Source organism: Proteus vulgaris (assembly GCF_033708015.1).
Lineage (GTDB): Bacteria > Pseudomonadota > Gammaproteobacteria > Enterobacterales > Enterobacteriaceae > Proteus.
In genome coordinates this window covers 2,521,220-2,536,943 of the sequence record NZ_CP137920.1, presented here as the reverse complement: position 1 = coordinate 2,536,943, position 15,724 = coordinate 2,521,220, and the positions used below count along the sequence as shown (strand labels likewise).

Below are 15,724 nucleotides of genomic sequence, written 5' to 3'. Positions count from 1 at the left end.
CTTAATTTAATTTCTTTAATAATAATTATTGTTGTTATCAATTTTAATGAAAAAGGAATTAAATATGATAAATAATAGAGTTGTCACTCTTATTATTATCTCTGCTTTTTACTCAACACCATCATCTTGCTATGAGCTTATTAAAAAAGATAGTTCTTTATCTAAAAGCTTGACTATTCATTATGATGGCAAGAAGCCAATTATAGAAATAGAGAAAATGAATATTCAAGGTGTTTCCCATAATTATTATGAAAATTTTAATATAGGAAAAGAAGGTGCATTACTTACCTTTGGTAAAGGAAACTCGCCGACAACAGTCATTAATGAAGTAACCTCAAGTAATGAAAGTGTTTTAAAAGGTAAATTATCAGTAGAGGGAAGAGCTGTTAATATGATAATTGCTAACCCTAATGGGATTACTTGCTCGAATTGTGATTTTGATAATATAGGAAAACTAACTTTCATAACAGGATTTACTAACAGTAAAAAACCGATGGATTTTTTCATACCTATTCAATCAAATATCACGTTTATAACTAAAAATAAAATGATGTATGATGATATTTCCATTGTTTCTCATAATATTTTATTTAAAGGCGATGGAAGTATTTATGCTAATAAAATGAAAATCATCAATGATAATTTAATATATAATTTATATGGTTTTAATACCCCTAAATATAAAGTTGATTATAATGCTGAGACTTCCATAGAAAAAAGAGTAACGTTAAATGTACATGATTTTTCTGTTATATCAGACAAAAGCAATTTTATTAATCGTGGCGTTATTAATGTAGGACGTTTTACACTAGAATCTAATGCAATGTTTAAAAATTTTAAAGAAATAAATATACAGACTGGCCGTATTCTTCCTCTTCTTACGATGTTTGATATTAAAGAAAAATATGAAATAAACACTAAAACGCATTCAAGAATTAAATCAACTATTTTTTCAAATAATAAGGGTGCAAAATTTACTGTATATAAGACAAATTTAGATGTTGAATTATCTGAGGGTGATTTTATTAATAAAGGCAATATGCGATTTGAGCATTCCGATATCGATTTTAAAGTAAAAAATGTCTTTCAAAAAGAGGATGCTAATCTCGTTAATATTTTTTCATTAGTAAATTTGAATATTGATGATCGTGTTGATTTAAATGGGAAAATTCATTCTGTTGGTAATGATGTTGACGATAAAATTAGGATAAACCGAGGAAGTATTATTAATATTCACACTGCAAATCAAGATAAAGTGATAAGTAAAATCCATTGAGTTTATTAAGAAAAAACAGATTTTATTGGCGTAAAATAATTGTTTGTGTGTGATAAAATATAGCGCCATCATAATTGATGGCGTGCGTATCGTGTAATCCTGATCATTGCCGAGAACATCTAAACCTGAATTTTACGCCCAGCCAGTGTTGAACGCTGTGCTTGTCCATCAGAACCATAAAGGGTTGGACTGTGGTTCTTCTGCAAAAAACGGATCGCATCACTATTGCGAGAGATATGTTGATCGAGCAGTAACCCGTTATGTTGATTCAGATATCTTAACTCCGCCGTGATGTCTACTATCTGTGTCCATAAATCAGATAGGAACGGTAACCCTGTATAAGGTTTTTCTACACCGGCTTGTAGGCTTAGCGTATGACGTTGTTGGTCTGTATGACCTAAAGCCGATAAGACAAAATTCTTCTGTTCAGTGACTTCGTGTAGGGCATTGATATCAATATTGCCTGCACATAATAACTGTTGTTCAGCACGTAAAATACCCGCAATGGTATTAAGCTGTGATAATTGAAGATCTAAAGTCTGGCGAAGTTCTTCCATCATAATCATTAAAATATTATTGAGTTATGCTTTCAGCAGCTTCACGGAAAAGAGCATCCGCAATTTTACCGCTGTCCATGGTTAATGTTCCGTTGGCAATTGCTTCTTTTAAGCGAGCAACTTTCTCAACGTTAATGTCTTTGTTTCCTGGTTGAACAAGTTTTTTCTGCGCTTCACTCAGTTTTACAGAAGTGTCACCCGTTGCCGTTTTTTGTTCAGTCGTTCCCGATTTACGAGAGCCCTGAGTGATTTCACTCGGGTTACGTTGTGTAATTGCGGTAATCGGAAGTAGTGGATTCGCGCGTTCAATACTCATAGGAAAATCCTTTGTTAGGCATCAATTAATAGTCAGATGAAGCCATTGTAAAACAACCTATGTGTTTTCGCCTATCATCTTGGTTCTTTATATCGGCTGTGAAATCAAAAACTTTAATTTTAGTCGTCATACTTTAAGCTGTAGTGTTATTGGCTACAAACTTAAATTATTTAGAGCAAAAATATAACGCAAGAAAGTTTACCTTGGTTTGCCATAACTGAAACGGGTAACAAGCAATTCAATCTAGGCTTATTCTGCTTATCAGTTTTTTATCTATCAAAGAGGAATGCGAACTGAGCCATTTTCAAGCGCTTCACCGGTGACAATTTGACCTGATTTTACTCTGACTCGAATGGTTTCATTGGCAACAGCATTGTTTATTGCTTTACCTTCATAACGGATCTGAAAGTGAGGACCTTGTGCAAATACGGTGACTGTTTGTCCTGCTAAAATAGCCCAAGGGCGACGAATCATTGTCGAGGTTAAAGGCTTTCCTGCAGATATTTGTCGCATTGCGATTGCATTATTAATTAATGCGGGATCACGTAACACATCGTAAGGTAATTTTTCTAAGTCGCCCGTTGTCATGCTAACGGCAGATGTTTCAATAATATCATCACGGTTAATGTCTTTTTTTGCGATTAAGTATTTACCATTCACGCTAACATCAATTTGAATAAAACGACGCTGTTTATCACACTGAATTGGGATTGAAAGACGCCCCCAATTACGAGAGCCTGCATGACGTTGGATCGCTTGCGTTTGGCAGACTGGCCATTTTTCTTCAGGCGTTAAAACTGTCACCGTCACTTTATCGCCTTGTTGATGTAGTGCGACAAAGAAATCTTGTAGTTCTTCAGGGAGTGATTTCGCGATACTCACATTCACCATAAAGAAAAAAGAAAATAGACCGATAAGAGTTCTAACTAACATAATTTGTATCACCTTACAGAGTTGATGCTAATTGTGCGTTTGTCATTATTTAGCAATAACAGTGTACATCGACTTTACACACCTTAAACGCATAAATAGCAATCCAATTTACGCCTATTCCTCCAATCATCTTTTTTTTGAGCGTTTATTCTGTCAACTGAAATTGTTTTATCAGCTGAGGTAAGTGGCTTAGCCACCAAGGATAGAAGATGCTCGATAAATTAGAAAATACGTTTCATTTTCAACAAGAAGCGCTCTCAATACGCAATAAACGCCAAGAAATTCTCGCTGCGAATATCGCTAACGCAGATACCCCAGGTTTTCAGGCTCGTGATATTGATTTTGCTGCTGAATTGAAGAAAACCATTGAAAACGGACGTGCTGGTAGTCATGGCATGCAATTGACGATGACATCAGAACGCCATATCCCGATCAAACCCGGTTATCGCTTAGAAGCGGACTTACTGTATCGCGTGCCTCACCAAACGGCGATGGATGGTAATACCGTGGATATGGATATGGAACGTAGTAATTTTGCTGACAATAGCCTTAAGTATCAGGCTGATGTGACATTTATTAACTCGCAAGTTAAAAGCATGATGGCTGTATTGCAACAGTAAGGTAAAGAACATGTCTTTATTTAGTATTTTCGATATTTCAAGTTCAGCACTTTCAGCGCAATCACAGCGTTTAAACGTGAGTGCCAGCAATATGGCAAACGCTGACAGTGTTGCGGGTCCAGATGGTGACCCTTATCGTGCAAAACAGGTTGTTTTTCAGGTAAACGCACCTGCTGGTCAAGAAGTCGGTGGTGTTCGTGTCACTGAAGTGGTGGATGATCCAGCACCTTTTCGTATGGAATATCAGCCGGGGCATCCTTTCGCTGATGAAAAAGGGTATGTACGTATGCCGAATGTTGATGTCGTGGGTGAAATGATTAATACCATCTCTGCATCAAGAAGCTACCAAGCTAACGTCGAAGTGATGAACACGGCAAAATCACTGATGCAAAAAACACTGATGATAGGTCAATAGGGAGAATAAATTGTGGGTATTTCCTCCTCAATGAATGAACCTTATGATAATACCATTATCGGGGATGCTCCTTCTTCATACCATACGAAAAAAAGTGGTAGTGAGGATATTAAAGGGAATTTCCTGACACTTCTCATCACCCAGATGAAAAATCAAGACCCAACAAATCCAATGCAAAACAATGAGTTAACTTCCCAGTTGGCACAAATTTCAACGGTTGAAGGCATTGAAACGCTGAATAAAACAGTGAATAACATTGTTGGGCAGATTGATCAAAGTCAGGCGTTGCGCGCTTCTTCTCTCGTTGGCCGTGGCGTTATGGTCTCTGGGAATAAAATTGTTGTCTTTCAGCCAACCGACGGTAAAGGTGAGGCTGAAAAATCCAGTGATGGGGATGACACAATTCAAACACCTGATACTCAAAATGAAAAAACGCGCCAGCAAATGGGAATGTATAAAGCAGAAGATACTGACCCAACCGCGCCTAGCGATGAACACCTATTTTCAACACCTTTTGGTTTTGAATTACTCAGTCCAACCGATTCTCTTACGATAAACATCACTAATGCCAGTGGTGCTACCGTTCGTACAATCAAAATGGACAAAAAGATGCTACCGGATGTTTATAACTTCTCTTGGGATTGTACTGATGAAGATGACAATCCTGTTCCACCAGGCAGTTATAAATTTACCGTTAACGCCACGCTTAATGATGCTCAGGTCCCTGTTAAGACACTGAATTATGCGCTGGTGAATAGTGTGTCCATGGTGGATGGTGGTGCCCGCCTTGATGTTGGCTTAGGTAATACCGTTTCATTGGATGAAATTCGTCAGGTTCTTTAACTAACACATATTCAACTTGGAGGGCGCATGTCCTTTTCACAAGCAGTAAGTGGTTTAAACGCAGCAGCCGCTAACTTAGATACTATCGGTAACAATATTTCCAACTCCGCAACCTACGGCTTTAAAGGTGCAACAGTTTCTTTTGCAGACGTTTTTGCAGGTTCAGGTGCAGGTCTGGGTGTGAAAGTTGCAGGCATTAGCCAAAACTTTAAAGATGGCAGTATCACAACCACTAACCGCCCAACTGATGTGGCGATTTCTGGCGGTGGTTTTTTCCGTATTGAAGACCAAAACGGTGGCGTTTTCTATTCACGTAATGGTGAATTTGGAAAAGATAAAAATGGTTTCCTAACGAACATGCAAGGTATGCGTGTAACAGGTTATCCAGTACAAAATGTTGATGGTAAAAACGTGGTTCAAAAAGGCGCAACGCCAGCACCTATCGTTATTCCTACCGACATGATGAACGCTAGCGCAACAGATAAAATGGATATGACGGTTAACTTGAACTCTGCTGAAGAGCCAATTGACCAAACGACCCATGCGTTTGATCCTAAAGATAACGACTCTTATAACTTCAGCACCAACGTTACCACTTATGATAGCTTAGGTAATGAACATAACTTGAACTTATTCTTTGTGAAAACCAAAGATAATGAATGGGAAGTTCATGCCCAAGACACAACTACGGGTGATGCTGCTCAAAATTTAGGTAAGCTCGTTTATAAAGATAATGGTGTATTAGACGAGACTGCAACCAGTATTAATAATTTCACCACCCTCGCTTATAAAGGTTCACAGCCAATGAATATGGCGATGAACTTTACAGGCAGTACTCAACAAAAAGTCTCTGAATCAAGCGTGTCTAAATTAGCGCAAAACGGTTACCAAGCGGGTGAATTCACCAACTTCCGTATTGAGCAAGATGGTTCAATCATGGCGACTTACTCAAACCAACAAAGCCAAGTTGTTGGTCAAATCGCCCTCGCTAGCTTTGCAAATCCAGGCGGCTTAAGCTCACAAGGCGACAACATGTGGTCTGAAACTAATGGTTCAGGTTCACCAATCGTGGGTGTCGCAGGCTCTGGTGTATTCGGCAAATTAACCAATAACGCATTAGAAGCGTCTAACGTGGATATGAGCCAAGAGTTAGTCAATATGATCGTTGCTCAACGTAACTATCAATCAAACGCACAAACCATTAAGACTCAGGATCAGATCCTGCAGACTCTGGTTAGCTTGCGCTAATAACGCCGGAAATAATCTGTTATGGATCATGTGATTTATACCGCGATGGGCGGCGCCAGACACTCGATGGAAAATCAAGCTGTCGTGGCGAACAACTTAGCAAACGCATCAACGCCAGGATTCAAAGCGCAGCTTAGTGCAATGCGAGCCGTACCTGTCAATGGCGATACCTTGCCGACTCGTACATTAACGGTCGCTTCAACGCCAGGTAGCGATCAGCGTCAAGGAACGATGAACTATACCGGCAGATCAATGGACGTTGCATTAAGTGATAACGGCTATTTAGCGGTTCAACTTGAAGATGGTACTGAAGCCTATACCCGAAATGGGAATATCCAACGTAACGCTGACGGCATGTTGATGGTACAAGGACGTTTGTTAATGGGCGATAACGGTGCAATTGAAGTACCTGCTCAAGCCAATGTCAGTATTGCCAATAACGGTATTGTGACGGCGCATGTACCTACTGATCCTCCAAAAATGTTGGGTCAAATTGGTCGCTTGAAAATGGTAAAACCAGAGCAAAACGATTTAGTCCGTGGCGATGATGGTTTATTTCATTTATCACCGAAAGGAACTGCGCGTGCGGGTGAGGAATTACCCGCAGATGATAGCGTGAAGGTATTAGCTGGTGTGTTAGAAGGCAGTAATGTCAATCCAGCAGAAGCCATGGTCGATATGATAGCAAACGCAAGACGTTTCGAAATGCAAATGAAGGTTATTCATAGCGCTGATGATAACGCGCAACGAGCTAACCAATTGCTATCAATGAGTTAAATAGTGTAAGGGGAAAACCATGATCCGTTCTTTATGGATTGCTAAAACTGGGTTGGATGCACAACAGACAAACATGGATGTGATTTCCAACAACCTCGCAAACGTCAGCACCAATGGTTTTAAACGCCAGCGTGCGGTTTTCGAAGATTTACTGTATCAAACTATTCGTCAACCGGGTGCGATGACATCAGAACAGACGAATGCGCCGTCAGGTTTACAAATTGGTACAGGTGTTCGTCCTGTTGCTACTGAGCGTTTACATAGTCAAGGTAACTTGGCTCAAACAAACGGTACGCGTGATGTAGCAATTAAAGGACAAGGTTTTTTCCATGTTCAGTTACCTGATGGTACCGATGCTTATACTCGTGATGGTTCTTTTCAAATGGATCAAAATGGGCAATTAGTGACAACGAGTGGTTTTCAAGTCGTTCCAGCAATTATTCTGCCTGAAACGGCTAAAAAGGTCATGATTGGTCGTGATGGTACTGTCAGTGTTGAGATTGAAGGTGATCCTGCACCACAACAAGTGGGTCAATTGACACTAACAACCTTTATTAATGACAGCGGATTAGAAAGTGTCGGTGAAAACTTGTATTTAGAAACCGCAAGTTCTGGCGCACCGACTGAAAATGCCCCGGGTATTAACGGCGCAGGCTTGTTGTATCAGGGATATGTTGAAACCTCTAACGTTAACGTAGCTGAAGAGCTGGTCAATATGATCCAGACTCAACGTGCTTATGAAATTAACAGTAAAGCGATTTCAACGTCTGATCAGATGTTACAGAAACTTACGCAACTCTAATTTCGTTTGTTCATTAGCCTGACAGGGTTTCCTGTCAGGCGTATTACTAAAAGAGTATCGAAGATGGATACAAAGGTCATTACTGACAATTCTGGGGCAAGAAAGCTTAGTGTCAGATGGCGTCGTCATCAACGTTTAGGTACCGCCCTGTTGGTACTGATACTGGCGGGATGCGCTCATATACCTAAAAAACCGTTGGTAGAAGGCAACACAACGGCAGTTCCAACGGCACCAACAGCACCTGCACCTAATGGCTCTATTTTTCAGTCAGCTCAGCCTGTTTATTTTGGCTATCAACCTCTATTTGAAGACAGACGTCCTCGAAATATTGGTGACACGCTAACGATTACATTGCAAGAAAACGTGAGTGCAAGCAAAAACTCATCCGCAAATGCGAGCCGTAATGGTAAAGCTGGATTCCTTGCTTCAATCACACCAAGATTTTTGGAAGGATTGTTTGGTAATAGCCGTGCTGATATGGGTATGGAAGGCAACAGTGACTTTGGCGGTAAAGGTGGCGCAAATGCGAACAATACCTTTAAAGGCACCATTACGGTTACCGTCGATCAGCTTCTTGCTAATGGAAATCTGCACGTTATCGGTGAAAAGCAAATTGCTATCAATCAAGGTACTGAATTTATCCGTTTCTCAGGTGTTGTGAACCCAAGGACAATCAGTGGTGCTAATACCGTAAATTCAACCCAAGTTGCTGATGCTCGTATTGAATATATCGGAGACGGTTATATCAACGAAGCGCAGTCTATGGGATGGCTACAACGCTTCTTCTTAAATGTATCACCTTTTTAATGAGTAGGGTCCAGATGAAAAAAATAGCGATGAGCCTTTTCTTTATCGTGATGACATGTGTCGGTTTTTCCGCTCATGCCGAACGGATCAGAGATCTCACCTCTGTTGAAGGGGTAAGAGAAAATGCGCTGATTGGTTATGGTTTGGTCGTGGGATTAGATGGAACGGGTGACCAAACAATGCAAACCCCGTTTACCACGCAAAGTCTGAATAACATGCTCTCACAATTGGGGATCACCGTACCACCTGGCACCAATATGCAATTGAAAAACGTTGCGGCGGTAATGGTCACTGCAAAATTACCGCCTTTTGGTCGTACAGGGCAATCAATCGACGTTGTGGTTTCATCCTTAGGTAATGCAAAAAGCTTACGTGGTGGTACGTTGCTGATGACACCATTAAAAGGTGTTGATAATCAGATTTATGCTTTAGCACAAGGCAATATTGTTGTCGGAGGATCAGGAGCATCTGCGGGAGGGAATAGCGTTAAAGTGAACCAATTGGCGGGAGGACGTATTAGCAGTGGCGCTATCATTGAACGTGAACTGCCTTCGCAATTTGGTCAAACAGGTTTGCTGAACCTACAACTGAATGAAGAAAACTTCACATTGGCGCAACATATCTCGGATACCGTTAATAAATTACGCGGTGTGGGAACGGCTATTCCATTAGATGCCCGTACAGTTCAATTACGTGTTCCTATTGGTAAAAGTGAACAAGTACGTTTCTTGGCTGAAGTTCAAAACCTTGAAATTAAGCGTGTTGTTGCAGATGCAAAAGTGATCATTAATGCAAGAACCGGTTCTGTTGTGATGAATCGTGATGTGACATTAGGAAGCTGTGCTATTGCTCAAGGCAACCTTTCCGTTACGGTTGATAGCCAAGTCAATGTCAGCCAACCTAATACTCCGTTTGCGGGAGGGAGCACGGTTGTAACACGTAATACTAGCGTGAATATGAGTGAACAAGGTGGTTCATTACAGCAAGTGAATGCAAGCGCAAGCTTAAACGAAGTGATCCGCACATTAAATGCATTGGGTGCAACACCAACAGATTTAATGTCAATTTTGCAAGCAATGGAAAGCGCGGGTTGCTTACGTGCGAGATTGGAGATTATCTGATGAAAGATTTATCTCTGCTTTCTTCAATGCCGACGATGTCATCGCCAGCATATGATAGTAATGCATTGAATAAACTTAAATATCAGGTTGGACAAAATGCTGATCAGCAAGGGCTGCGTCAAGTGGCGCAGCAACTTGAAGGTGTTTTCGTTCAAATGATGTTAAAAAGCATGCGTGATGCTATTCCTCAAGAAAGCATGTTCAACTCAGAAAGTACCAAGATGTACACCTCTCTTTATGATCAACAAATTGCTCAAGACTTATCACAAAAAGGCTTGGGCTTTGCTGACATGATAGAAAAACAACTTTCTGCCAAAGTGACGATGGAACCAAGCGAAATGGCGGGCAAAACACCGATGCCATTAGATGGTAGCGATATTTTCCAATCCATACCAACGCAAGCATTGGGACAAATTTATCGTGCGATGCAGCCTTATCAAAATGCCGTTGAAAGTACGATAGGTAAGCTTAAGGGGTTATCTGAAAGCAGTGCTTCTTTTGCATCAAAACTGTTAGGACCTGCAAAACAAGCCACAGAAGGTACGGGTGTACACCATCTTTTAGTTGTTGCTCAGGCTGCACTTGAATCAGGCTGGGGTAAGCGTGAAATTCTAACCGGTGATGGTAAACCGAGTTATAACCTGTTCGGTATTAAAGCAGGAAGTCGCTGGAAAGGGCCTGTCACGAATATCATGACAACGGAAGTGATCAATGGGAAATCGATAAAAATGCGTGATAATTTCCGTGTTTATGGCTCCTATGTTGAAGCGATCCAAGATTACCTCAGATTGATCACTGAAAGTCCTCGTTACGCCAAAGTACCTCAAGCTCAAACACCTGAACAAGCGGCTTACCGTATTCAGGAAGCCGGCTATGCCACCGACCCAGGTTATGCGAAAAAACTGGTTTCAATTATTGGTCAATTAAAAGGATCAGGGGAGCAAGTTGCCAAAACTTACACCCACGATTTAAGCGATCTATTTTAATCATTTTCCCCTCAAGTTTAGAGGGGAAGAACCGATAATAAAGACCAGAGCATCCATTTAACTTGCCAGCTATGCTCCGTGCATACGGGTGATGACTAAACGTAAAAGGATAGACAAATGTCCAACAGTTTAATTAATACAGCGATGAGCGGACTTAATGCGGCACAAGCTGCGATGAGCACTGTGAGTAATAATATCGCTAACCAAAATGTAAAATGGTACAACCGTCAAATGACTGTTTTTAATGAAAACAGTGGCACTATGACCGGTAATGGTTATATCGGTAATGGTGTTAATGTTAGCCGAATTCATCGTGAGTATAATGAATTCCTTGCTGGTCAAATGAACCGAGCAACGTCAAAACAATTTGCCTTAAACAGTTATACCAAAAATATCTCACAAATTAATGATTTATTAGCCGATAAAGGTAATGACGTTTCTAGTGCGATTGATGAATTTTTCACGAGCTTACCTAATGTTACGAATAATGCAGAAGATAATCCTGCGCGTACAACGGTTATTGGTAAAGCAGAAGCCATGGTCAATATGTTTGCTAAAGCAGACCAATCGCTACGTGATTTAGAAAAAGATATTAATAGTCAGGTGACAAACACCTCTAAAAATATCAATGAATATACAAAGCAAATCGCAAAATTAAATAACGAAATTAGCCGTTCTAAAGGCTTTAATGGCGCTGATCCTAACGATTTATTAGATCAACGTGACCGTTTAGTTCAAGAATTAAACACACTGGTTGATGTACAAGTGACGCAACAAGATGGTGGTTTTGTTAACGTCACATTTGCAAATGGTTTGCCATTAGTCTCGGGTACGCGCGCCTATGAAGTTTCTGCTATTCCATCAAACAAAAACAGTGAACGTCTTGTTATCGGTTATAGCAATGGTATTGATGAAGTACGCGAAGTAGATGCAAAACGCATTAAAGGTGGCGAACTGGGTGGTGCTTATCGTAGCCGTGAAGAAGTGTTAGATCCAAGTCGTAATCAATTAAACCAATTAGCGTTAGTGCTGGGTGATCAATTTAATAAACAGCATGAGCAAGGTTTTGATTTAAATGGCGATAAAGGTAAAGAGTTCTTCAACCTTGGCGGTGCTCACGTCATGCCTAATGGTAAAAATAAAGGTGACGCAACCTTTGATGTGAAATATACCGATACTAAAGCAGTGAAAGCGGCTGACTATACCGTTAAATATGACGGCACCAATTGGAATGTAACGGTAGAGCCAGGTGGTCGTAAAGTTGCCGCCACATTTGATGCGACAAAGAAAGAGCTGACCTTTGAAGGGATGAATATTAAAGTCGATGGCACAGCACAAAAAGACGATTCTCTCATTGTTCAATCTGTGGGTAATGTGATTGCGGGTATGTCAGTTGCGGTAACAGATCCTAGTGAGATTGCGGCGGCTGGCTCTAAAGATACGGGGCCTAGTGATAACGAAAACATGAAAAAACTGTTTGAGTTACCTGACCAAAAAATTATTGATGGAAAAACAACGATTGCTGGTGGCTATGGTTCACTGATCAGTATGGTCGGTAATAAAGTGAATACCGCACAAGTTGATTTTGATGCACAGGCATCAATCACGAAAAGTATTCAGTCACAACAACAATCTGTTTCTGGTGTGAACTTGGATGAAGAGTACGGTGAAATGTATCGTATTCAAGAATATTACATGGCAAATGCGAAAGTGATTCAAACTGCAAACAGTATGTTTGATGCGATTATGCAAGTTTTCTAAGTAACCCTTCATCAGAATAAGGAATAACACGGTGCGTTTAAGTTCAAATCAAATTTTTAGTCAGCGAGTGGACAATATCACCAGTTCGCAAAGCAAATGGATGACTGAAGGAAACAAAATCTCCAGTGGTCGTCGTGTTGAGAAACCCTCAGATGATCCGATGGCAGCTTCTCAAGCCGTGATGGTGAAACAATCTGAATCACGTAACCAACAGTATGCGACAGCGCGTGGATTTGCAAAAAACAGTATGTCTTTGCAAATGAGCTTAGCAAGCCAAATGGTGAATATTACAACCAAAATTCAAGAAACACTGATTGCTGCGGGTAATGATGCCACGCTAAGTGATGAAGATCGTTCCTCTTTAGCAGATCAATTACAGGGTTTAAAAGATCAGCTAGTGGGTATTGGTAACACAAAAGATGGGGTTGGCCGTTATATTTTTGCCGGTTTCCAATCAGATAAACCCCCTTTTGTAGCAGATGCAACTGGCAAAATCACCTATCAAGGTGGTGATAAGCAAATTACCCAAAAAGTAGATAGTAATATTGAAATGGTCACTAACTTCACTGGGATTGAAACATTACAATCATCAGGGAGTAAAGGAACAGCACCTGATATTTTTGAAGCATTAGATAGTGCTATTACTGCATTACGCGAACCATTAACAGGTAAACCTCAAGCTGATCGTGAAGCTGCATTAGCGAAAATTGATACGGCAAACAGGGTTAACCGCGCAACATTAAATAATATTTCTAGTGTTGAAGCGAAGTTAGGTTTACAACTTCAAGAACTTGATAATTTAGATGATTTAGGTGCGGACACATCATTAAGAAATGCAAAACGTTTAAGCGAATTGCGCGACTTAGATTGGACACAAGCAATTTCAGATTATTACCAAGAAGAGTCTGTATTACAGGCTTCTTATAAAGTCTTTAACGACATGAAAGATATGTCGATGTTCAAAATGTATCGCTAATATTTCAATATTATTTTAAGTCTTTTTTGATATCCCCCCTGATATTTATTTATCAGGGGTTTTTTTATTGTTTATTGGATAAAACAGGTAAACTATTTTTCCTATATTAGGCATCATGTACATGAAAGGTTCTGTGGTTTAAATAATATCGCCAGTAGCAGTATTAATAATTGCACATTCACGAGTATTGGGTTGTAAATTTGATTTTATATCTTTTTGTATAGTAATAAATATGTACGATTAGATTAAAAGTGGATTAATTATTAATGAGTAAATAGAAAATAAATTAGAATGTTAAATGGCAAACAACAAAGGATTTTTATCTATGAATGGAAAACAATTCGATATCCCAATTACAATTAATCATAAAGACGCTATCGCTGAATTACGATTGACAACCTCTCCTGAAAGAAAATGTAAAATTACTGTCGATATTGAAGGCCATCACTATGGTGAATTTTCAGCAACAGATTATTTTGCCTGTTTAGATGCTATTCGTAATCAACTAACGGATGTTATTTTTCACTGCCATGGCGCAAGAATAGATACCTATCCATCAGGAATGTCTCGTGATATGGGAAGTGGTATGGCAGTTTATTGTATGAAAATGGGAAAGCAAGCGCTCCAAGAAGATTTAGTCGGTACATTTAATGACTATCGAAATGAAACCTTAGTTACACCTTCGGAACAACGTGAGTTTTTTCTGTTGTGGTTAGAATCGTTGAGATAGAAAATTATGTGTGCTTATTTTGAATTACTGATTAATAAATCAATACCGCTTTCTTTAATCAAATGTATTGAGCAAAAAGTTAGCTGGGGTGATGAGTTATTTTCACAAGATCCTAAAAAATACTCTTGGAATAACACGTTTATATTTACACGATATAAAGCCTGCGGTAGTGCATTAGAATGCTTATTTTCAAAGCGATTAAATCTTGATGATTATTGGGTTTATGTTTTAGAAGATTCAACCAATCATTTAATAACAGCAAAAAATTCAGAGAATAATGCTGAAGAATTCCATAGATTTATCAATGAATTATTAGCCAAAAAAGAAGATATATATATTATTCAACAACATGAAGATATTATGTCGAAAACTTATGAGCATATTGAAACAATAAAAGAGTTCGAAAAAATATTTTATCCCAATATAGGTACTGAAAACGCTTTAGTCATAAGTATAAAAAATAAATAATGGGCTGATTATTAGCCCATATCAAGAAACTAATTGTTGCAATATCAATGTGATGCGATTAAACGTATCACTAAAGACACGCTCTGTAAACACAGGTAATGCAGGCATGATCATGGATAATGCTAACATACCGATAGTCAGCGTAAGAGGAAAACCCACTACAAAGACAGAAAGCTGTGGTGTCATACGGTTTAGAATACCTAATGAAAGGTTAAGAACAAGGAGTAGGGTAATTAATGGCATGGCTAACATCATACCGTTAATAAATATAGTGCCACCACTTTGAACTAAAGTTAGTATGCCTAATGAGTTAAAAGTCTGATTTTCAATAGGAACAACATAGAAAGTATCAACTAATATAGATAATAGCCATAAATGACCATCAAAGACCATAAATAATAGCATTGTTAGCATATTAAAAATACGTGCGAGAATAGGCATGTTAGGGCCACCTGATGGATCGACAAAAGTGGCGAATGAAAGCCCCATCTGTAAACCAATCACTTCACCCGCATGACGAACAGAAGCGAATGCCAATTGCATTGATAACCCTAGAATGGTACCAATCAAAATTTGTTGCACCAAAATCCAAAAGGCAATAAGCGAGAATAACGGTACATGACTTTGCGGTAAACCTGGTGCGACTAATGCCGTCACTAAAAAAGCGAGGGCAATACGGAATTTTTTAGGTGTTTGCTTTTCACTAAATAGCGGCGCAGTACTAAAAAGGGCGAGGATCCGCACAAATGGCCAGAAAAAATCACTAATGTAGCCGTTAAGCATTTCACTGGTCAGGGTTATCATTGCTATTAACCAATCATCCCTGGAATGCCTGTAAATAAGTTATGCATATAATCGACAAGCAAACTTAGCATCCAAGGGCCTGCAACTAAAATAGCGGCTAATACAGCAAGAATTTTTGGAATAAACGATAATGTCATTTCGTTTATCTGCGTTGCAGCTTGCAGCATACTGATCACAAGACCCGTTACCAGCGCGGACAATAAAAGAGGGCCTGCGAGCGATAAAGCGATTTTCATCGCTTCAGTACCTAGAGCTAAGACGGATTCTGGTGTCATGACGTTACC

The 15,724-nt window shown here is 39.4% G+C and carries 19 protein-coding genes; 14 read left to right on the top strand and 5 right to left on the bottom strand.

Annotated features, from left to right (window positions below; translation table 11 throughout):
• Positions 1-64: 64 nt before the first annotated feature.
• On the top strand, positions 65-1,276 hold the full coding sequence (locus SB028_RS12080) for a filamentous hemagglutinin N-terminal domain-containing protein (RefSeq protein WP_069367464.1): 1,212 nt from the start codon (positions 65-67) through the stop codon (positions 1,274-1,276).
• A 119-nt stretch (positions 1,277-1,395) separates the two neighbouring features.
• Here SB028_RS12080 and SB028_RS12075 read toward each other — a convergent pair whose 3' ends face one another.
• The 3 genes from SB028_RS12075 to flgA all read right to left on the bottom strand — a co-directional run bounded on the left by SB028_RS12075 (position 1,396) and on the right by flgA (position 3,082).
• Positions 1,396-1,833, bottom strand: coding sequence for a flagella synthesis protein FlgN (locus tag SB028_RS12075; protein WP_069367465.1), 438 nt, complete (start codon positions 1,831-1,833; stop codon positions 1,396-1,398).
• A gap of 16 nt (positions 1,834-1,849) precedes the next feature.
• A complete protein-coding gene (gene flgM / locus SB028_RS12070) occupies positions 1,850-2,149 on the bottom strand; it encodes a flagellar biosynthesis anti-sigma factor FlgM (RefSeq protein WP_069367466.1) in 300 nt (99 codons plus the stop codon).
• Between the two features lie 276 nt (positions 2,150-2,425).
• Positions 2,426-3,082: a flagellar basal body P-ring formation chaperone FlgA gene (gene flgA / locus SB028_RS12065; protein ID WP_069367467.1), complete on the bottom strand. Its 657-nt coding sequence runs from the start codon at positions 3,080-3,082 to the stop codon at positions 2,426-2,428.
• A gap of 209 nt (positions 3,083-3,291) precedes the next feature.
• On the opposite strand from flgA, the gene flgB reads away from it, so the two are divergent.
• From flgB to SB028_RS12000, 13 genes are all read left to right on the top strand, one after another.
• On the top strand, positions 3,292-3,702 hold the full coding sequence (flgB, locus tag SB028_RS12060; protein WP_069367468.1) for a flagellar basal body rod protein FlgB: 411 nt from the start codon (positions 3,292-3,294) through the stop codon (positions 3,700-3,702).
• Positions 3,703-3,712: 10 nt separating this feature from the next.
• Complete coding sequence (flgC, locus tag SB028_RS12055; RefSeq protein ID WP_069367469.1) at positions 3,713-4,117, top strand: flagellar basal body rod protein FlgC; 405 nt, start codon at positions 3,713-3,715, stop codon at positions 4,115-4,117.
• Between the two features lie 12 nt (positions 4,118-4,129).
• Positions 4,130-4,960: a flagellar hook assembly protein FlgD gene (locus SB028_RS12050; RefSeq protein ID WP_069367470.1), complete on the top strand. Its 831-nt coding sequence runs from the start codon at positions 4,130-4,132 to the stop codon at positions 4,958-4,960.
• A gap of 27 nt (positions 4,961-4,987) precedes the next feature.
• Positions 4,988-6,208, top strand: coding sequence for a flagellar hook protein FlgE (gene flgE, locus SB028_RS12045; protein ID WP_069367471.1), 1,221 nt, complete (start codon positions 4,988-4,990; stop codon positions 6,206-6,208).
• Positions 6,209-6,229: 21 nt separating this feature from the next.
• Positions 6,230-6,985 (top strand): flagellar basal body rod protein FlgF, encoded by a 756-nt coding sequence (locus SB028_RS12040; RefSeq protein WP_069367472.1) that lies wholly within the window; start codon positions 6,230-6,232, stop codon positions 6,983-6,985.
• 19 nt (positions 6,986-7,004) lie between these two features.
• Positions 7,005-7,787 (top strand): flagellar basal-body rod protein FlgG, encoded by a 783-nt coding sequence (gene flgG, locus SB028_RS12035; RefSeq protein ID WP_023581819.1) that lies wholly within the window; start codon positions 7,005-7,007, stop codon positions 7,785-7,787.
• 63 nt (positions 7,788-7,850) lie between these two features.
• Positions 7,851-8,594: a flagellar basal body L-ring protein FlgH gene (locus tag SB028_RS12030; RefSeq protein WP_069367473.1), complete on the top strand. Its 744-nt coding sequence runs from the start codon at positions 7,851-7,853 to the stop codon at positions 8,592-8,594.
• Positions 8,595-8,608: 14 nt separating this feature from the next.
• A complete protein-coding gene (locus SB028_RS12025) occupies positions 8,609-9,715 on the top strand; it encodes a flagellar basal body P-ring protein FlgI (RefSeq protein ID WP_069367474.1) in 1,107 nt (368 codons plus the stop codon).
• A complete protein-coding gene (gene flgJ, locus SB028_RS12020) occupies positions 9,715-10,701 on the top strand; it encodes a flagellar assembly peptidoglycan hydrolase FlgJ (protein ID WP_069367475.1) in 987 nt (328 codons plus the stop codon). The genes SB028_RS12025 and flgJ overlap by 1 nt, the downstream gene beginning before the upstream one ends.
• Before the next feature lie 117 nt (positions 10,702-10,818).
• Positions 10,819-12,462, top strand: a complete 1,644-nt coding sequence (gene flgK, locus SB028_RS12015) for a flagellar hook-associated protein FlgK (RefSeq protein WP_069367476.1) — start codon at positions 10,819-10,821, stop codon at positions 12,460-12,462.
• Positions 12,463-12,493: 31 nt separating this feature from the next.
• Positions 12,494-13,438: a flagellar hook-associated protein FlgL gene (gene flgL, locus SB028_RS12010; RefSeq protein ID WP_069367477.1), complete on the top strand. Its 945-nt coding sequence runs from the start codon at positions 12,494-12,496 to the stop codon at positions 13,436-13,438.
• A 325-nt stretch (positions 13,439-13,763) separates the two neighbouring features.
• A complete protein-coding gene (locus SB028_RS12005; protein ID WP_069367478.1) occupies positions 13,764-14,168 on the top strand; it encodes a hypothetical protein in 405 nt (134 codons plus the stop codon).
• 6 nt (positions 14,169-14,174) lie between these two features.
• Entirely contained in the window at positions 14,175-14,636 is a 462-nt protein-coding gene (locus SB028_RS12000) for a hypothetical protein (protein ID WP_069367479.1), read from the top strand.
• A gap of 21 nt (positions 14,637-14,657) precedes the next feature.
• Here SB028_RS12000 and fliR read toward each other — a convergent pair whose 3' ends face one another.
• The gene (gene fliR / locus SB028_RS11995; RefSeq protein WP_069367480.1) at positions 14,658-15,440 is read right to left on the bottom strand and encodes a flagellar biosynthetic protein FliR; all 783 of its coding nucleotides are present in this window, start codon (positions 15,438-15,440) and stop codon (positions 14,658-14,660) included.
• A 5-nt stretch (positions 15,441-15,445) separates the two neighbouring features.
• The gene (gene fliQ, locus SB028_RS11990; protein WP_069367481.1) at positions 15,446-15,715 is read right to left on the bottom strand and encodes a flagellar biosynthesis protein FliQ; all 270 of its coding nucleotides are present in this window, start codon (positions 15,713-15,715) and stop codon (positions 15,446-15,448) included.
• Positions 15,716-15,724: the final 9 nt, after the last annotated feature.